The sequence below is a fragment of the Acidovorax cavernicola genome, assembly GCF_003581445.1.
In genome coordinates this window covers 229,445-248,325 of record NZ_QXMN01000002.1, presented here as the reverse complement: position 1 = coordinate 248,325, position 18,881 = coordinate 229,445, and the positions used below count along the sequence as shown (strand labels likewise).

Below are 18,881 nucleotides of genomic sequence, written 5' to 3'. Positions count from 1 at the left end.
GAACTGGCGCCCATGAAAAATCCCGCCGAGGCGGGATTTTTTTCGTCCTGGATTCGGGGGGGCGAATCAGTCGCTGGCGTTGGACATGGCCGCGGCCTTGACCTCGTCGCCCTGACCGCTGAGCACGCGGCGGGCGCCGTCGAAGCGACGCTGCCAGTAGCTGCCGTTCATGTCTTCGACGCGAACCTGGGCGCCGGAGCGGGGGGAGTGGATGAACTTGCCTTCGCCGACGTAGATGCCGACGTGGCTGAAGGTGCGGCGCATGGTGTTGAAGAACACGAGGTCGCCGGGCTTGAGCTGGCTGCGGTCGATCTTCTCGGTGGCGGCGGCTTGCTCTTCGGCGCGGCGCGGGAGCATGTGGCCCACCGTCTGGTTGTACATGGCGCGGACGAAGCCGCTGCAGTCGAAACCGGATTCGGCGGTGTTGCCGCCGCGGCGGTAGGGAACGCCGAGGAAACCGATGGCGGTCACGACGAGGTCGGACGTGCGCTCTGCGACGGTCTGGCGAACTTGCTGGAACTGGCCGACCAGACCGCGGTCGGCGAGGATGCGGTCCATCTCATCGGATCGATCCTGTTGTTGGGGGGCTGCGTGGACGGCCACGGCGAACAGGAGGGATACGGGTAGGACGAAAAAACGCATGGCGCGTAGGATATTGATGACGCGCAGTTATGTCAATTTAATCTGAATTGTTGAATGTATGCGTAAGCTATTGATTTACATGTGTTTTTTCGAGACGCCGAAAGAAAAAATGTAACGGTGAACGCTTATGCGGCATAAGGAAGTGAATGTAAATGCCGCGATTGTTATGACGAAGAAGTCGCAAAAGTTGACATGTGCATTCCTTTTGTTGTCAAGATGGCCTCAAATTCAGGAAATCTTCATGAACTTGCGAAATCACTCCGTTCTTCACTCCGTGGGGCGCCTCTTGGTGCTCGCCGGTTGCAGCCTGGCTGGCGTGGCGATGGCGCAGGTTCGTACCGAAACCGTGGCCTCCGGTCTTGAAAATCCCTGGGGCGTGGCCTTTCTGCCGGAAGGCCGTTTCGTGGTCACCGAGAAGCCGGGGCGCCTGCGGCTGGTGGCGGCGGACGGCAAGGTGGGCGCGCCGATCCAGGGCCTGCCACCCGTTGCCGCAGGCGGGCAGGGCGGCTTGCTCGATGTGTTGGCCGACAGCGGCTTCGCGCAGAACCGCACCCTGTACTTCTGCTACGCCGAGCCCGAGGCGTCGGGCGGATCGGCCAACAGCACCGCGCTCGCCCGGGCCCGCCTGTCGGCCGACGGCACGAAGCTGGAGGCACTGAAGGTCATCTTCAGCCAGAAGCCGAAGGTCGCGAGCCGCGCCCACTTCGGCTGCCGGATCGTCGAAGCCCGCGACGGCACCCTGTTTCTCACGCTCGGCGATCGCTTCAGCCGCAAGGAAGACGCGCAGACGCTCGACAACCACCACGGCAAGGTGGTGCGCATCGCCAAGGACGGCAGCGTGCCGAAGGACAACCCCTTCGTCGGCAAGGCGGGCGCGTTGCCCGAGATCTGGAGCTACGGCCACCGCAACGGACAGGGCGCGGCGCTCGCGCCCGACGGCCGTTTCTGGATGACGGAGCACGGTCCGCAGGGCGGTGACGAGATCAACATCCCGCGCGCCGGCGTCAACCACGGCTGGCCGGTGATCACCTATGGCGAGAACTACGGCGGCGGCAAGATCGGCGAAGGCATCACCCGCAAGGACGGCATGGAGCAGCCGCTGCACTATTGGGTGCCGTCGATCGCGCCCTCGGGCATGGCCTTCCTGAGCAGCGACCGCTACGGGGCGGGATGGAAGGGCAACCTCTTCGTGGGCTCGCTGAAGTTCGGCTATCTCGACCGCATCGAGCTGAAGGACGACAAGGTCGTCGCCGAGCACAAGCTGCTGGCCGACGGCAGGGCCCGCATCCGCGACGTGAAGCAGGGGCCGGACGGACTGCTCTACGTGCTCACCGACGAGTCCGACGGCAAGCTGCTGCGCTTGCGACCGAACTGATCGGGTCGTCGCGCCTCAGCCGGGGCAGCCCGGCAGCGGGAGCGTCGGCAGCAGGCGGCGCCAGAGGCTGCGCCACTCCGGCCAGTCGTGCCCGCCTTCGGTCGTGACCACGCGCTCGGCCGGCAGCGCCCCGGCCAGCAGCCGGTGGCTGAAGGCGAAGCGGTCGTCTAGCGCGTAGCCCAGGTACAGCGGCGGTCGTTCGCCGAAGGCTCGGGTGTGGCCGACGTAGCCGCGCAGCCATTGCCAGAGTTGCGTTTCGCTGGGCGTGCGCGGGTCGCTGCCCGGCGGCGCTTCGAGCGGGCCGCGCCAGCGCGAGAGGCCGCCGGCGTTGGCGATGTCCTGGCTCAACGTCCGCTCGCCCAGATAGGGCGCCAGCACGACCAGCCCTGCGAGTTCGCCGGGGTGCGTCTGGGCGTACAGCAGCCCGCCGAAGCCGCCGACCGAAATGCCTGCGATCCAGATTGACTTGTAGCCTTGCCGGCGGGCGGGCGCGATCACGTCCCGCTCCAGCCGATCGAGGACGGTCTTGTTCCGGTAGTAGCCCATGTGGGCATCGACGCGCAGGGTGTCGACCGCGAGCCGGTTCTCGTTCAGCGCATCGACGAAGCCTTCGCGCACGAACTCATCGGGTGCCGAGTACGCGCCGGGCAGCAGCACGATCAGCGTGTCGGCGTTCCGGGTGCAACTGCTCTTTTCCAGCGTGGCGGCCATCGGCGTCTCGGCCGCGCGCAACCCGCCGCAGCCGGCGAGCACCAGCAGCGAGGCGGTGCCCAGGAGCAGAGCGAGGCGACGGCGCAACGAGGTCGGCATGTGCCGGAGTCTAGGCGCCTGGGCGAGCGAAGGGTCTTGCCGGCAGGTCCACCATCACGGGTTGTCCCGGCACCGTGCAGCCGGTGTCGCAGCACTTGCCGGGCTGGCGGTTCTTCGTGATGGCGCGGCGCGGGTCGTGCGGCGCCGCGGCGGGCGTGCCGTCGGTTGCAACGCCGCGTTCGAGCAGGCGCTCGACCAACTCGACTTTCGAGCCGACCGGGTAGTTGCGCCAGATCTCCTGCTTCATGGCCGCCGGCGAGCCGCCGCCGTGCAGGCTGATCACGCTGTACCAGCCGCCCTGGTAGCCGGCCGTGAGGTCTTCGATGAAGCGGGCGGTCTCGATGCGCTGCTCGTAGGGGATGGCGGGGTTGGCGCGCAGCACGTCAGACAGCCGCGCCGCGGTCTCGGGGTTGTGGTCTTCGTCCGGGCCGGGCAGGGTGACGATGAGGCCGCCGCTCACGTAGTGGGCGATGCGGTGCATGTCGTAGATCTTCGTGGCCAGCAGCAGCTTGCCGATGTTGCTGAACACCGGGTCGGGCATGAAGACCTCGCAATGGTCGTCGGCCTTGCCGTACACGCTGGCCGCCACGCCGCAGGCGAAGAAGCTCTCGGTGATGGTGATGAGCTCGACCATCTGCTCGCGCAGGTGCGTTTCCTTGCCGGGGTCGAAGCCGTTGGCCTCGCACATCAGCGCACCGGCGCCGATCAGCAAGTCGCCGAAGCCGGCGCGCGCGGCGATGCAGCTGTGGCGATGGTGCGTGGCGTAGCTGTAGGTCAGATGGCCCGAGTGTTCCCATTCACCCGCGTAGAACACGCGCTCCCACGGCACGAACACCCGGTCGAACATGCACACGCCGGTGCTCTGGCCGTACTTGCGACTGAAGAGCGCATCGCCATGCTCGAGCTTTTCGCCGGGCCGCCCGGCCGGCCGCGCGACGATGGTGAGGCCGGGCGCATCCAGCGGCACGGCGCAGCAGACGGCGAAGTCGGCGTCTTCGCGGCCCATGTTGCGGCAGGGCATGACCAGCAGTTCATGCACGTAGGGTGCGCCGGTCACGATGGCCTTGGTGCCCGAGATGACGATGCCCCGCGCGTTGCGCTCGACCACGTGCAGGTAGCTGTCGACGTTGGCCTGCTCGTGCGGACGGCGGCTGCGGTCGCCCTTGGCGTCGGTCATGGCGACGCCGAGCGTCAGGTCCTGGTCCTGGATGCGGTGCAGGTACGCGTGAAAGCGGGCGGTGTGCTCGGTGCTGCCGCGCGCGTCGTCGATGCGCGCCGACACCTGGGCGATGGCGTTGAGCGCATCGTGCGTCAGGTAGCGCTGGGCGCAGCCGGTTTCCTGGCACACCAGCCGGACAGCCTCGAGCTTGTTGAGCAGGTCGCCCGAACTGGTGTTGATGTGCGAGAGGCGGTTCACCCGCTTGCCGCTGGTGTGCTGCACGGCGGTCATGAGCGGGGCGTATTCCGGCTTCAGCGCGTGGTCGTAGGTGAGGGCGATGGCGTTGATGCCGGGTTGGAAGGCGGGCTCGTCGGCCACGCAGTCGACGCGGCGGCCGTCGACGAAGACGGTCGGGGTGTAGCGGCGCAGCGATTCGCGGTAGTCGGCGCCGGACATGAGGAGGGCGTCGGAAGGCGGGGCGTTCATGGGTTTGTCTCCAGAGGCTCGTAGGGGCGTTTCGTACAAATATTTAAACACTGTTCAATTCTTAGATCAACGTTCGAAAAATTGATCGACCAATGAATCGAGGGCTATAGTCCCGCCCATGCACGCCAAGCTTCAACGCCGCCAGACCCTCACCGACGCCCGCCGCGCCCTGGTGCTCGACGCCGCCCGCACGGTGTTCGCGGAGGCCGGCATCGAGGGCGCGAGCATCCGCGAGATCGCGAAGAAGGCCGGCTACACGCCGGGCGCCATCTACTCGTATTTCGAGAGCAAGGAGGCGATCTATGCGGCCTTGCTCGACGAGTCGTTGCTGCGCCTGCAGGCCGCCGTGGCCGGGGTGGAGGTGTCTCCAGATCGGCCTGACACGACCTTGGCGGCGAGGGCCCAGGCCTGGTTCGACTTCTACGCGGCGAACCCGCGCGATCTCGACCTCGGCTTCTATCTGGTGCATGGCATGCGTCCGCGTGGTCTGACGCACGCGCTCGACCATGAACTGAACGACTGCCTCTACGACGCGCTGCGCCCCTGCGAGGAGGCGCTGCTGGCCCTGGGCCTCGATGCAGACCTCGCACAGCAGGAGAACACGGCGCTGTTCGCGCACGGCGTCGGCTTGCTGCTGATGCAGCACACAGGGCGCATCCGAATGTTCAAGCAGTCGGTTGATGCGCTGTTCAAGACTTACCTCGCGCAGCTGGTGCAGCGATCGACCCCAAGACCCGATCTTTTCAGTGGTACGGTTCAGCCCAGTTCAACCGATACCTGAAAGAAGAAGTCCATGCTGCTCGACGCCATGCAATCCCAACTCGTCCTGGTCGATTACCAGGCGCGGCTGATGCCGGCGATCTTCGAAGGCGAAGCGGCGGCCCGCAATGCGGCGCGCCTGGGCCAGATGGCGCAGTGGGTCGACGTGCCGGTCTGGGGTACCGAGCAGAACCCGTCGAAGCTGGGCGAAAACCTGCCCGAGATCCGCGCCTTCTGCCGCAAGACGCTGGCCAAGATGCATTTCAGCGGCGTGGAAGAGGGGCTCGGCGAATGGCTGCGCCCGCCCGCCAAGGCGGCGCCACAGGGCAACGCCCGCAGTCTGCCCAAGCACCTGCAGAAACCCCAGGCCGCCGCCGAGGAGCGCAACACCATCGTGATTGCTGGCTGCGAGGCCCATGTCTGCCTGCTGCAGACCGCGCTCGATCTGCTCGAGGACGAGTTCGAGGTCTGGGTCGTCACCGACGCCTGCAGCTCGCGCACCGAGCGCAACCGCGACGCAGCCTTCGACCGGCTGGCTGGCGCGGGCGCCGAACTCGTGACCACCGAGATGGTCGGTTTCGAGTGGCTGCGCACGGCCGAGCATCCGGCGTTCCGCGACCTGCAGGCGCTGATCCGCTGATTCACTGAGCTGCTGTGAGGGGAGGCGGCCCTGCAACCGGGCGCCGCCCGGATTGCCGCGACTGTCAGCTTCCCGCAAGATCGACCTCCATAATTATGAATTCAGTTTCGGCGCCGAGTCCGGAACGGAATCCAGAACAGGAGACAGATCCCGATGAGCCGCTATGAAGAGTTCTACCGTCAGTCCGTCGACGCGCCCGAGGCCTTCTGGGCCGAGCAGGCGAAGCTGATCGACTGGCACACGCCCGCGCAGCAGATCCTCGACGACAGCCAGCCGCCGTTCGCGCGCTGGTTCGTGGGCGGCACGACCAACCTGTGCCACAACGCGGTCGACCGGCACCTTGCCGATCGGGGCGACCAGCCGGCGCTGATCTTCGTGTCGACCGAAACCGGCACCGAGAAAAGCTACAGCTTCACCGAGCTGCACGCCGAGGTGCAGCGCACCGCCGCCAGCCTCGTCGAACTGGGCGTGGGCAAGGGCGATCGCGTGCTCATCTACATGCCGATGATTCCCGAGGCCGCCTTCGCGATGCTGGCCTGCGCGCGCATCGGTGCCATCCATTGCGTGGTGTTCGGCGGCTTCGCCAGCGGTTCGCTCGCCACCCGCATCGAGGATGCCGAGCCCAAGGTGGTCGTGAGCGCGGACGCCGGCTCGCGCGGTGGCAAGGTCATCGCGTACAAGCCGCTGCTCGACGAGGCGATCCGCCTGTCGAAGCACAAGCCTGACGCCGTATTGCTGACCGACCGCGGCCTGGCGGCGATGGATCTGGTCTCCGGCCGCGACCATCTGGCGGGCGAACTGAGGCAAAAGCATCTGGATGTGCAGGTGTCCTGCACCTGGCTGGCCTCGACCGACATCAGCTACACCATCTATACGAGCGGCACCACCGGCAAGCCCAAGGGCGTGCAGCGCGACGTGGGCGGCTACGCCGTGGCACTGGCCGCGAGCATGAAGCACATCTTCGATGGGCGTCCTGGCGAAACCTATTTTTCGACCAGCGACATCGGCTGGGTGGTGGGCCACAGCTACATCGTCTACGGGCCGCTGATCGCCGGCATGGCGACGATCATGTACGAGGGGCTGCCCACGCAAGGGATCGATCAGCAGCCCGACGGCGGCATCTGGTGGCGGCTGGTCGAGAAGTACAAGGTGACCGTGATGTTCAGCGCGCCCACCGCCGTGCGCGTGCTCAAGAAGCAGGACCCGGTGCTGCTCAAGAAGTACGACCTGTCGACCCTGCGCGCGCTGTTCCTGGCCGGCGAGCCGCTGGACGAGCCGACCGCGCGCTGGATCAGCGACGGCCTGGGCGTGCCGATCATCGACAACTACTGGCAGACCGAATCGGGCTGGCCGATGATCACCATCGCCAACGGGGTGGAAGCCAAGCCCAGCAAGTTCGGCAGCCCCGGCGTGCCGATGTACGGCTACCGCATCAAGATCCTGCACGAGTCGACCGGCGAGGAACTGACGGCGCCGAACGAGAAGGGCGTGGTCGTGGTCGAGGGGCCGACGCCGCCGGGCTTCATGCAGACGGTATGGAAGGACGACGCCCGCTTCGTCAACACCTACTGGAAGAGCGTGCCGGGCAAGATGGTCTATTCGACCTTCGACTGGGGCATCCGCGACGCCGACGGGTATTTCTACATCCTGGGCCGCACCGACGACGTGATCAACGTCGCCGGCCACCGCCTGGGCACGCGCGAGATCGAGGAGAGCATCTCGGGCCACCCCAACGTGGCCGAGGTGGCGGTGGTCGGCGTGGCCGACAACCTCAAGGGCCAAGTGGCGATGGCCTTCGTCGTGCCCAAGGACGGCCTGGCCGTGACCGACGCCGACGCGGCGCTGAAGCTCGAGGGCGAGATCATGAAGGTCGTGGCCGACCAGCTCGGCGCCCTGGCGCGGCCCGCGCGCGTGCGCTTCGTGAGCGGCCTGCCCAAGACCCGCAGCGGCAAGCTGCTGCGCCGGGCCATCCAGGCCGTCTGCGAACAGCGCGACCCGGGCGACCTGACCACCATCGACGATCCGGCCACGCTGCAGCAGATCAAACAGTTACTGTCTGCCTCCTGACCGCAGGCGCGAATCGGGGTAGGGTTGCGGGCCTTGCGCTGCAGCGTTCAGCCGTCATATGGTTGACGTGGCACAATGCCAAGGTACTCAGGCCCTTCCCCAGCCACAGTCGCATCCGCCAATCGGTCCAGCCGTGTCGCGGAAGGTTTCTTAACCAACTCGTGCTTCCCCAAGGGAAGCGAAGGTCAGCGGATCATGAGCGATTCCTCTACGCCTACGGCGTATACCGCCTATCAAGGCAACACGTACCTCTTCGGCGGCAATGCGCCCTATGTCGAGGAGATGTACGAAAACTACCTCGCCAACCCCGGCAGCGTTCCTGACAACTGGCGCACGTACTTCGACGCCCTGCAGAACGTTCCCGCCGCCGACGGCACCAGCGCCCGCGACGTCCCCCACCTACCGGTCATCAACGCTTTCGCCGAACTGGCAAAGCAGGGCACGACCAAGGTCGTGCAGGCCAGCGGCGCCGACTCCGAGCTCGGCCGCAAGCGCACCGCCGTCCAGCAGCTGATTGCCGCCTACCGCAACGTCGGCGCCCGCTGGGCCGACCTCGACCCGCTCAAGCGCGCCGAGCGTCCCGCCATTCCGGAACTCGAGCCCTCGTTCTACGGCTTCACCGACGCCGACCTCGAGACGGTGTTCAACACCAGCAACACCTTCTTCGGCAAAGAGGCCATGTCGCTGCGCGACCTGCTCAATGCCCTGCGTGAAACGTACTGCGGCACGATGGGTGCCGAGTACATGTACACCACCGACCAGAACCACAAGCGCTGGTGGCAGCAGAAGCTCGAAAGCGCCCGCACCAACCCCAAGCTCAGCGGCGAGCAGAAGAAGCATGTGCTGAACCGCCTGACGGCCGCTGAAGGCCTGGAGCGCTTCCTGCACACCAAGTACGTCGGCCAGAAGCGCTTCTCGCTCGAAGGCGGCGAGAGCTTCATCGTCGCGATGGACGAGCTGATCAACCAGGCCGGCACCAAGGGTGTGCAGGAAATCGTGATCGGCATGGCCCACCGCGGCCGCCTGAACGTGCTCGTGAACTCGCTGGGCAAGATGCCCGCCGACCTGTTCGCCGAGTTCGACCACACGGCCCCCGAAGACCTGCCCAGCGGTGACGTCAAGTACCACCAGGGCTTCAGCTCGGACGTGACCACCCCCGGCGGCCCGGTCCACCTGAGCCTGGCGTTCAACCCCTCGCACCTGGAAATCGTGAACCCCGTGGTCGAAGGCTCGGTGCGCGCCCGCATGGACCGCCGCGGCGATCCGCTGGGCAAGCAGGTGCTGCCCGTGATCGTTCACGGCGACGCCGCCTTCGCAGGCCAGGGCGTCGTGATGGAAACGTTGGCGCTGGCCGAAACCCGTGGCTACTCCACCGGCGGCACGGTGCACATCGTCATCAACAACCAGATCGGCTTCACCACCAGCGACCCGCGCGACAGCCGCTCGACGCTGTACTGCTCGGACATCGTCAAGATGATCGAGGCGCCGGTGCTGCACGTGAACGGCGACGACCCCGAAGCCGTGGTGCTCGCCACCCAGTTCGCGCTGGACTTCCGCATGGAATTCCAGAAGGACGTGGTCGTCGACATCATCTGCTTCCGCAAGCTGGGCCACAACGAGCAGGACACGCCTTCGCTCACCCAGCCGCTGATGTACAAGAAGATCGCGGCCCACCCCGGCACGCGCAAGCTGTACGCCGACAAGCTGGCTGCGCAAGGCCTGGGCGACACGCTCGGCGACGACATGGTCAAGGCGCAGCGCGCCGCCTTCGACGAAGGCAAGAACACCGTCGACCCCGTGCTCACCAACTTCAAGAGCAAGTACGCCGTCGACTGGAGCCCGTACCTCAACAAGAAGTGGACCGACGCCGGCGACACCGCCATTCCCTCCGCCGAGTGGAAGCGTCTGGCCGAGCGCATCACCAAGGCACCGGAGAACTTCACGGTGCACCCGCTGGTGAAGAAGGTGCTGGACGACCGCGCCGCCATGGGTCGCGGCGACGTCAACGTCGACTGGGGCATGGGCGAGCACATGGCCTTCGCCTCGCTGGTGGCCAGCGGCTACCCGGTGCGCCTGTCGGGTGAAGACTCGGGTCGCGGCACGTTCACGCACCGCCACGCCGTGCTGCACGACCAGAACCGCGAGAAGTTCGACACCGGCACCTACACGCCGCTGCAGAACGTGGCCGAGAACCAGGCTCCGTTCGTCGTCATCGACTCGATCCTGTCCGAAGAAGCCGTGCTGGCCTTCGAATACGGCTACGCCTCGAACGATCCCAACACGCTCGTCATCTGGGAAGCCCAGTTCGGTGACTTCGTGAACGGCGCGCAAGTGGTGATCGACCAGTTCATCGCCTCGGGCGAAGTGAAGTGGGGCCGCGTCAACGGCATCACGATGATGCTGCCGCACGGCTACGAAGGCCAGGGCCCCGAGCACAGCTCGGCACGCCTGGAGCGCTTCATGCAGCTGAGCGCCGACACCAACATGCAGGTGGTTCAGCCCACCACGGCCAGCCAGATCTTCCACATCCTGCGCCGCCAGATGGTGCGCAACCTGCGCAAGCCGCTGATCATCCTCACGCCCAAGTCGCTGCTGCGCAACAAGGACGCGACCTCGCCGCTGTCCGAGTTCACCAAGGGCAGCTTCCAGACGGTCATTCCCGACAGCAAGGGTCTGAAGGCCGAGAAGGTCAAGCGCCTGATCGCCTGCTCGGGCAAGGTCTACTACGACCTGGCCAAGAAGCGTGAAGAGAAGGGCGACGACGACGTGGCGATCATCCGCGTCGAGCAGCTCTATCCGTTCCCGCACAAGGCCTTCGCCGCCGAAGTCAAGAAGTACCCCAACCTCGTGGACATCGTCTGGTGCCAGGACGAGCCGCAGAACCAGGGCGCCTGGTTCTTCGTGCAGCACTACATCCACGAAAACATGCAGGAAGGCCAGAAGCTCGGCTACTCCGGCCGTGCCGCCTCGGCATCGCCTGCGGTCGGCTACTCGCACCTGCACCAGGAACAGCAGAAGGCGCTGGTCGATGGCGCATTTGGCAAGCTCAAGGGCTTCGTGCTGACCAAGTAAGAACCGTCCCTTTTCACACGAACACCCTCAAGAACAAAACGGAGCTCACTCCAAATGTCTATCGTAGAAGTCAAAGTCCCCCAGCTTTCCGAATCCGTGGCTGAAGCCACCATGCTCACCTGGAAGAAGAAGGCCGGCGAAGCCGTCGCCGTCGATGAAATCCTGATCGAGATCGAAACCGACAAGGTCGTGCTCGAAGTGCCGGCTCCCTCGGCCGGCGTGCTGGCCGAAATCGTTCAGCCCGACGGCGCCACCGTGGTGGCCGACCAGCTGATCGCCAAGATCGACACCGAAGGCAAGGCATCGGCTGCCGCTCCGGCGGCAGCGCCCGCCGCAGCCGCACCGGCCGCCGCAGCACCTGCCCCGGCAGCCGCCGCAGCCGCCACCGGTGGCTCGAAGGCCGACGTGGCCATGCCCGCCGCCGCCAAGCTGCTGGCCGACAACAACCTGAAGACCAGCGACGTCGCCGGCACCGGCAAGGACGGCCGCGTGACCAAGGGCGACGTGCTCGGCGCAGTGGCTGCCGGCGCCAAGCCTGCCGCCACCATCGCGGCACCGGCCGCCAAGCCCGCGCTGCAGCAGGTCGCCGCACCCGCCGCGCCTGACCTGGGCGAGCGCCCGGAACAGCGCGTGCCGATGAGCCGCCTGCGCGCCCGCATCGCCGAGCGCCTGATCCAGTCGCAATCGACCAACGCCATCCTCACGACCTTCAACGAAGTGAACATGGCCCCGGTCATGGACCTGCGCAAGAAGTTCCAGGACGCGTTCACCAAGGAACACGGCGTGAAGCTCGGCTTCATGTCCTTCTTTGTGAAGGCCGCGGTGCATGCGCTGAAGAAGTACCCGGTGCTCAATGCCTCGGTCGACGGCAACGACATCCTGTACCACGGCTACTTCGACATCGGCATCGCCGTCGGTTCGCCGCGCGGTCTGGTGGTGCCCATCTTGCGCAATGCCGACCAGATGAGCTTCGCCGACATCGAGAAGAAGATCGCCGAGTACGGCAAGAAGGCGCAGGACGGCAAGCTGGGCATTGAAGAAATGACCGGCGGCACGTTCTCGATCTCCAACGGCGGCACCTTCGGCTCGATGCTCTCGACCCCGATCATCAACCCGCCCCAGTCGGCCATCCTGGGCGTGCACGCCACCAAGGACCGCGCCGTGGTCGAGAACGGCCAGATCGTCATCCGCCCGATGAACTACCTCGCCATGAGCTACGACCACCGCATCATCGACGGCCGCGAAGCCGTGCTGGGCCTGGTCGCCATGAAGGACGCGCTGGAAGACCCGTCGCGCCTGCTGTTCGACATCTGATCCGGGGAGCACGAACCAGATGGCAAACAAGCAATTCGACGTCGTCGTCATCGGCGGCGGTCCTGGCGGCTACATCGCGGCGATCCGCGCTGCTCAGCTCGGCTTCAACGTGGCCTGCATCGACGAGTGGAAGAACGGCAAGGGCGGCCCCGCACCGGGCGGCACCTGCACCAACGTCGGCTGCATCCCGTCGAAGGCGCTGCTGCAATCGTCGGAGCACTTCGAGCAGGCCGGTCACCACTTTGCGGACCACGGCATCAAGGTCGAAGGCCTCGGCCTCGACGTGGAGAAGATGCTGGCCCGCAAGGACCAGGTCGTGAAGCAGAACAACGACGGCATCCTGTACCTGTTCAAGAAGAACAAGATCAGCTTCTTCCACGGTCGCGGTTCGTTCGTGAAGGCGGACGAAGCCGGCTACGAGATCAAGGTGGCAGGCGCCGCCGAAGAATCGATCAGCGGCAAGCACATCATCGTCGCCACGGGTTCCAACGCCCGCGCGCTGCCGGGCACGCCGTTCGACGAGGAAAACATCCTCTCGAACGACGGCGCGCTGCGCATCGGCGCGGTGCCGAAGAAGCTGGGCCTGATCGGCTCGGGCGTCATCGGCCTCGAAATGGGCTCGGTGTGGCGCCGCCTCGGTGCCGAGGTCACGGTGCTCGAAGCACTGCCGACCTTCCTGGGCGCCGTGGACGAGCAGATCGCCAAGGAAGCCAAGAAGGCTTTCGACAAGCAGAAGCTGAAGATCGAACTTGGCGTGAAGGTCGGCGAGATCAAGTCGTCGAAGAAGGGCGTGAGCGTCGCCTGGACCAACGCCAAGGGCGAAGCCCAGACGCTGGAAGTCGACAAGCTGATCGTCTCGATCGGCCGCGTGCCCAACACCATCGGCCTGAACGCCGAAGCCGTGGGCCTGAAGCTCGACGAGCGCGGCGCCATTGCCGTGGACGACGACTGCAAGACCAGCCTGCCCAACGTCTGGGCCATCGGCGACGTGGTGCGCGGTCCGATGCTGGCGCACAAGGCCGAGGAAGAGGGCGTGGCGGTGGCGGAGCGCATCGCGGGCCAGCACGGCCACGTGAACTTCAACACCGTGCCCTGGGTGATCTACACCAGCCCCGAGATCGCATGGGTCGGCCAGACCGAGCAGCAGCTCAAGGCCGCAGGCCGCGCCTACAAGGCCGGCACCTTCCCGTTCCTGGCGAACGGCCGCGCACGCGCGCTGGGCGATACGACCGGCATGGTCAAGTTCCTGGCCGACGCCGCGACCGACGAGATCCTGGGCGTGCACATCGTGGGCCCGCAAGCCTCCGAGCTGATCTCCGAAGCCGTGGTGGCGATGGAGTTCAAGGCCAGCGCCGAAGACATCGCGCGCATCTGCCATGCGCACCCGTCGCTGTCGGAAGCCACCAAGGAAGCGGCCCTGGCCGTGGACAAGCGCACGCTGAATTTCTAACCCCCCCGTTGCTTGCTCACTTCGTGTAGCCTCATCCCCCCTCACGGGGGCAACACCTGCGGCCCGGCAAAGCCGGTTCCGCGGTGTTTCCCGAACAGGCTTCGCTCTGCTTGCCGCAGGCGAAGCCGTTTCACTTCATCTCCAATATCGACATGTCCGTCAAGGCCGCTTACGAGGCTGAACTAGCAGCGCGCGGGTTCAAGAGCGATCCCGCACAGCTCGCGGCCGTCGAGGCGCTCGACCGCTGCGCCACCGAGTGGGGCGAGTACAAGGCCCGGCGCTCCAATGCGCTGAAGAAGCTCATCAACCGGCCGGAGCTGCCACGCGGCGTCTACATGTACGGCGGCGTGGGGCGCGGCAAGAGCTTCCTGATGGACCTGTTCTTCAACGCCGTGCCGTTGCGGCGCAAGACGCGCCTGCACTTCCACGAGTTCATGCGCGAGGTGCACCGCGAGTTGCGCGAGTTGCAGGGCACCGTGAACCCGCTCGACGAGCTGGGGTTACGTATCTCCAAGCGCTACAAGCTGATCTGCTTCGACGAGTTCCACGTTGCGGACATCACCGACGCGATGATCCTGCACCGGCTGCTCGTGGCGTTGTTCGACAACGGCGTGGGTTTTGTCACCACCTCGAATTTCAAGCCCGACGACCTGTACCCCGGCGGGCTGCATCGTGACCGCATCCTGCCCGCCATCGCGCTGCTGAACCAGAAGCTCGAAGTGCTGAGCGTGGACAACGGCACCGACTACCGGCGCCGCACGCTGGAGCAGCTGCGCATGTACCTGACGCCGAACGACGCGGCGGCCGAGAAGGAAATGCGCCACGCCTTCGACAAGCTGGCCGAGACGGCGGACGAAAGCCCGATCCTGCACATCGAGCAGCGCGAGATCCGCGCACTGCGCAAAGCCGGCGGCGTGGTGTGGTTCGACTTCAAGACGCTATGCGGCGGCCCGCGCTCGCAGAACGACTACCTCGAGATCGCGAGCCAGTTCCACACGATCCTGCTGTCCGACGTGCCGCACATGCCCGTGCGCATGGCCTCGGAAGCACGCCGTTTCACCTGGCTGGTCGACGTCTTGTACGACCGGCGCTGCAAGCTCATCATGTCGGCCGAGGTTCCGCCCGAAGCGTTGTACACCGAGGGCCCGTTGTCGCACGAGTTTCCGCGCACGGTGTCCCGGCTCACCGAAATGCAGTCGAGCGAATTCCTCGCCCTTGAACGCCGTATCGTCGATACCCGACTCACATGAAGAAAACCGCTCTTGCCCTGATCCTGGCGTTGGCCAGCCTGCCGCTGTGGGCCCAGTCCAACGCGGCCTCGGGCAGCGCCAACCTCGACGCCGAGCGCAGCCGCCTGGCGGCCGAGCGCGAGGCCATCGAGTCGCGCTACACGAAGGAGCGCACCGCCTGCTACAAGAAGTTCGCGGTCGAGGACTGCCTGCGCGAAAGCCGCAGCCGGCGTCGCAAGGAAACCGACCACATCAAGCGGCAGGAAACCGCGATCAACGACATCCAGCGCCAGCGCAGCGGCGCGGCCGAGCTGCAGAAGCTCGACCAGAAGGCCGCCACCCAGCGCCCGCAGGATTCGCGCGAACAGCGCGAGAAGTCGCAAGAAGACCAGAAGGCGCGCGAGCAGCGCGCCGCCGACCATGCGGCGAGCCGTGCCGCGACGGCGGCCGATGCGGCGGAGCGCCAGCGCCAGTTCGAGAACAAGCAGAAGGCCCATGCCGACGCGCAAGCCAAGTCGGCGCAACGCAGCGCCGAAGCGCCTGCCGTGGCCACGCGCTTCGAGGAAAAGCAGCGGCGGGCGGCCGAACACCGCGCCAGCCGCGAACGCCAGAACGCCGAGCGCACCAAGCCGCGCGGCGCGCCGCTGCCGCCGGCACCGGCGGCTTCTTCGCCCTGAGCCCTGAGAGAAGGGCGCTCAGGCCGCCGCGGGCAGCGGCTCGAGCTTGAGCACGGCGATGGAGATGTTGTCGCCCGTGCCGCGCGCGCGGCGGCGCGCTTCTCCCACCAGGATTTCCACCGCATCGCGCGGCGGCTGCGCGTACAGCACGCTGGCCAACTCCTCTGGCGAGAAGTAGTGCCAGAGCCCGTCGCTGCATGCCATCAGCAGATCGCCCGGTTGAAGCTTGGGAATGTGGTGCGGATCGACCGGCGGTGGCGTGGTCGTCATGCCCAGGCAACCCAGCAGGATGTTGCCCTGCGGATGGATGTTGGCCTCGGCCTCGGTGATCTGGCCGCGATCGACCAGCGCCTGTACGTATGAATGGTCGCGAGTGCGCTTGACCAGCTGGCCGTCGTTGAAGTGATAGATGCGCGAGTCGCCTGCATGAATCCAGGCGCAGTCGCCTTTCGGGTTCATCAGGAAGGCGGCCAGCGTGCTGTGCGGCTCCTGCTCGCTCGACAGCGCGGTGAGCTTGATCACCGTGTGAGCGTCTTCGAGCAACTGGCGCAGCACGACGGCGGGGTCGTCGCGCTCGGGGTTGTAGCGGGTGAAGAGCTGGCGCGCGGTCATCAGGACCTGGTCGGACGCCTTGCGCCCGCCGCTGCGCCCGCCCATGCCGTCGGCGATGACGCCGAGCACGCAGCCGGGGGTGCGCGGGTGGCTCATCATCAGCACCTGGTCCTGCTGGTAGGGGCGGTCCCCCTTGTGGAGGCCGGTGGCGGCGGCGAGTCGAAAGCCTTGGGTCATGAGCGCTGGGGCGCCGAAGGCGCGCTTTCTGTCTTCTCGGGGGTTCGTGTCAGGACGTATTATCGAATGAACACGCGCGGCCCCATGCGGCACGCGCACCCCCACCGTTGGACTCCAATCTTCATTCCCTTTCCCGTCAGCTGATCGAGCTGCGCATCGCGCATGCCGACCTGGATGCCACCATCGACCGGCTCTCGGAAGACGGCGCACCGCAGGACGAATTGCTGATGCGTCGCCTGAAAAAGCGCCGCCTCGCACTGCGCGACCAGATCGCGCAGGTCGAAAACGCGCTCGATCCGAAAGAGCCGGCGTGACGTCGCCGCTCGAAAACCAGGTGCGCGACGCGTTCGCGCAGGACGGGGTGCTGTCGCAGGCCGCGGAGCAGTTCCGCGAGCGCGGCGGCCAGACCGAGATGGCGATGGCCGTGGCCCGCACCATCGCAGGCGGCGGCATGCTCGTGGTCGAGGCCGGCACGGGCGTGGGCAAGACCTTCTCGTACCTCGTGCCGGCATTGCTGAGTGGCGAGCGCGTGCTGCTCTCGACCGCCACCAAGACCCTGCAAGACCAGCTGTTCGGTCGCGACCTGCCGCGGCTGGTCGAGGCCTTCGCGCTGCCGGTGCGCACGGCGCTGCTGAAAGGGCGGGGCAGCTACCTGTGCCTGCATCGGCTCGACATGGCGCGCCACGACGCCTCGCTGCCCGAGCGCGGCAGCCTGCGCACGCTGGCGAAGATCGAGCAATGGTCCAAGGCCACGCGCACCGGCGACCTCGCCGAACTGCCGGGACTCGACGAGCGTTCACCGTTGATCCCGCTGATCACCTCCACGCGCGAGAACTGCCTGGGCGCGCAATGCCCGCAGTTCAAGGCCTGCCACGTCAACCTGGCGCGGCGCGAGGCGCTGGCGGCCGACATCGTCGTCATCAATCACCACCTGTTCTTTGCAGACCTCGCGGTGCGCGAGACCGGCATGGCCGAGCTGCTGCCGACTGTGAACGTCGTCGTGTTCGATGAAGCGCATCAGCTCAACGAAACCGGCGTGCAGTTCCTGGGCGCGCAGCTCGGCAGCGGGCAGGCGCTCGACTTCGCGCGCGACATGCTCGGCGCGGGCCTGCAGCATGCGCGCGGGCTGGTCGACTGGCAGCAGCTGGTAGCGGCGGTCGAGCGCGCAGCGCGCGAGTTGCGACTCGTGGTCGGCAAGCAATGGCCGGGCGCCAAGCTGCGCTGGCTCGGGCCCGCGCCCGAAGGCGTGAACCCGGAGGCCTGGCAGGGTGCGTTGGACGATCTGCAGGACGCCTTTGTGCAGGCGGCCGACGGGCTGGACACGGTGAGCGAGATCTCGCCCGACTTCGTGCGCCTGCACGAGCGCGCGCGTCAGCTGGCCAAGCGCACCGCGCGTTTTGCGCAGCCGTGCGAGATCGATTCGGTGCGCTGGGTTGACGTGGGCACGCAGCTGCGCCTGATCGAATCGCCGCTCGACATCGCCGATGCGATGCGCAAGCGGGTGCTCAAGCTGGCCGAGCCGGTTGAATCCGCCGAGCCAGATCCTTATGGCGACGACGAGGAGGACCCCGAGCACGGCGCCGTTCCGCCGCCGGAAGACGACAGCCGCCGCGCCTGGGTCTTCACCTCCGCCACGCTGGGCGACGACCCGACGCTGCGCTGGTTCACCGAGCCCTGCGGCCTGCGGGACGCCGAGGTGCTGCGCGTGCAGAGCCCGTTCGACTACGCCTCGCAGGCGGCGATCTATGTGCCGCGGGCTTTTCCGAAACCCAACGATCCTTCGCACAGCCAGCAGGTGGCCAAGCTGGCCGCGCATGGCGCCGCCGAACTCGGCGGGCGCACGCTGGTACTGACCACCACGCTGCGCGCGCTGCGCACCATCGGCGACGCAATGCGCCAGCATTTCGAGCTGCTCGAGAACGAGGCGCGCCCGGAGGTGCTGGTGCAGGGAGAACTGCCCAAGCGCGTGCTCATGGACCGCTTCCGCGAAGGTGCAAGCAACGGTCGCGCCGGCTGCGTGCTCGTGGCGTCGGCGTCGTTCTGGGAAGGCTTCGATGCGCCGGGCGACGCACTGCAGTTCGTGGTGATCGACAAGCTGCCGTTCCCGCCGCCCAACGACCCGCTGGTGGAGGCTCGCTCGCAGCGGCTCGAAGCCCAGGGGCGCAGCTCGTTCAGCGACTACTCGCTGCCCGAAGCGGCCGTGGCATTGAAACAGGGGGCGGGGCGCCTCATTCGCCGTGAATCCGACAGCGGCGTGCTCGCGATCTGCGACACGCGCCTCGTGGCGATGGGCTATGGCCGGCGGCTGCTGGCGGCGTTGCCGCCGATGCGCCGGCTGGAGACCGAAGCGGATTTCGAGAGCGCGATCGACGCGCTCAGGAAACCCTGCTGATATCTACCGAAGTGGCTGAA

The 18,881-nt window shown here is 66.7% G+C and carries 15 protein-coding genes; 11 read left to right on the top strand and 4 right to left on the bottom strand.

Going from position 1 to position 18,881, the window contains the following annotated elements; translation table 11 throughout:
• Positions 1-66: 66 nt before the first annotated feature.
• Positions 67-642 carry a C40 family peptidase gene (locus D3H34_RS04040; RefSeq protein WP_119552157.1) on the bottom strand — a complete coding sequence of 192 codons (576 nt, stop codon included), beginning with the start codon at positions 640-642 and terminating at the stop codon, positions 67-69.
• Between the two features lie 322 nt (positions 643-964).
• Between D3H34_RS04040 and D3H34_RS04035 the strand changes: the two genes are divergently transcribed.
• Positions 965-2,017 (top strand): PQQ-dependent sugar dehydrogenase, encoded by a 1,053-nt coding sequence (locus D3H34_RS04035; RefSeq protein WP_286185430.1) that lies wholly within the window; start codon positions 965-967, stop codon positions 2,015-2,017.
• A 15-nt stretch (positions 2,018-2,032) separates the two neighbouring features.
• On the opposite strand, the gene D3H34_RS04030 is transcribed toward D3H34_RS04035, so the two are convergent.
• A complete protein-coding gene (locus tag D3H34_RS04030) occupies positions 2,033-2,827 on the bottom strand; it encodes an alpha/beta fold hydrolase (protein ID WP_119552155.1) in 795 nt (264 codons plus the stop codon).
• A 10-nt stretch (positions 2,828-2,837) separates the two neighbouring features.
• Entirely contained in the window at positions 2,838-4,472 is a 1,635-nt protein-coding gene (locus D3H34_RS04025; protein ID WP_119552154.1) for a 4-hydroxyphenylacetate 3-hydroxylase family protein, read from the bottom strand.
• 118 nt (positions 4,473-4,590) lie between these two features.
• Here D3H34_RS04025 and D3H34_RS04020 point away from each other — a divergent pair, with 118 nt between their 5' ends.
• The 8 genes from D3H34_RS04020 to D3H34_RS03985 all read left to right on the top strand — a co-directional run bounded on the left by D3H34_RS04020 (position 4,591) and on the right by D3H34_RS03985 (position 15,680).
• Entirely contained in the window at positions 4,591-5,253 is a 663-nt protein-coding gene (locus D3H34_RS04020) for a TetR/AcrR family transcriptional regulator (RefSeq protein WP_119552153.1), read from the top strand.
• Positions 5,254-5,265: 12 nt separating this feature from the next.
• Complete coding sequence (locus D3H34_RS04015) at positions 5,266-5,871, top strand: isochorismatase family protein (protein ID WP_119552152.1); 606 nt, start codon at positions 5,266-5,268, stop codon at positions 5,869-5,871.
• A gap of 129 nt (positions 5,872-6,000) precedes the next feature.
• Positions 6,001-7,938 (top strand): propionate--CoA ligase, encoded by a 1,938-nt coding sequence (locus tag D3H34_RS04010; RefSeq protein WP_286185429.1) that lies wholly within the window; start codon positions 6,001-6,003, stop codon positions 7,936-7,938.
• A 195-nt stretch (positions 7,939-8,133) separates the two neighbouring features.
• Positions 8,134-11,010 carry a 2-oxoglutarate dehydrogenase E1 component gene (locus D3H34_RS04005; protein WP_119552150.1) on the top strand — a complete coding sequence of 959 codons (2,877 nt, stop codon included), beginning with the start codon at positions 8,134-8,136 and terminating at the stop codon, positions 11,008-11,010.
• Positions 11,011-11,064: 54 nt separating this feature from the next.
• Positions 11,065-12,324: a 2-oxoglutarate dehydrogenase complex dihydrolipoyllysine-residue succinyltransferase gene (odhB, locus tag D3H34_RS04000; RefSeq protein WP_119552149.1), complete on the top strand. Its 1,260-nt coding sequence runs from the start codon at positions 11,065-11,067 to the stop codon at positions 12,322-12,324.
• Between the two features lie 19 nt (positions 12,325-12,343).
• Complete coding sequence (gene lpdA, locus D3H34_RS03995) at positions 12,344-13,774, top strand: dihydrolipoyl dehydrogenase (protein ID WP_119552148.1); 1,431 nt, start codon at positions 12,344-12,346, stop codon at positions 13,772-13,774.
• Positions 13,775-13,926: 152 nt separating this feature from the next.
• Positions 13,927-15,024: a cell division protein ZapE gene (gene zapE, locus D3H34_RS03990; RefSeq protein ID WP_119552244.1), complete on the top strand. Its 1,098-nt coding sequence runs from the start codon at positions 13,927-13,929 to the stop codon at positions 15,022-15,024.
• Complete coding sequence (locus D3H34_RS03985) at positions 15,021-15,680, top strand: hypothetical protein (protein WP_119552147.1); 660 nt, start codon at positions 15,021-15,023, stop codon at positions 15,678-15,680. The genes zapE and D3H34_RS03985 overlap by 4 nt, the downstream gene beginning before the upstream one ends.
• Before the next feature lie 18 nt (positions 15,681-15,698).
• On the opposite strand, the gene D3H34_RS03980 is transcribed toward D3H34_RS03985, so the two are convergent.
• Positions 15,699-16,469, bottom strand: a complete 771-nt coding sequence (locus D3H34_RS03980) for a PP2C family protein-serine/threonine phosphatase (protein ID WP_119552146.1) — start codon at positions 16,467-16,469, stop codon at positions 15,699-15,701.
• 107 nt (positions 16,470-16,576) lie between these two features.
• Between D3H34_RS03980 and D3H34_RS03975 the strand changes: the two genes are divergently transcribed.
• Positions 16,577-16,783, top strand: a complete 207-nt coding sequence (locus tag D3H34_RS03975) for an HP1242/YdcH family protein (protein ID WP_119552145.1) — start codon at positions 16,577-16,579, stop codon at positions 16,781-16,783.
• Entirely contained in the window at positions 16,780-18,861 is a 2,082-nt protein-coding gene (yoaA, locus tag D3H34_RS03970) for a DNA repair helicase YoaA (protein WP_119552144.1), read from the top strand. Before D3H34_RS03975 ends, yoaA begins: the two co-directional genes overlap by 4 nt.
• Positions 18,862-18,881: the final 20 nt, after the last annotated feature.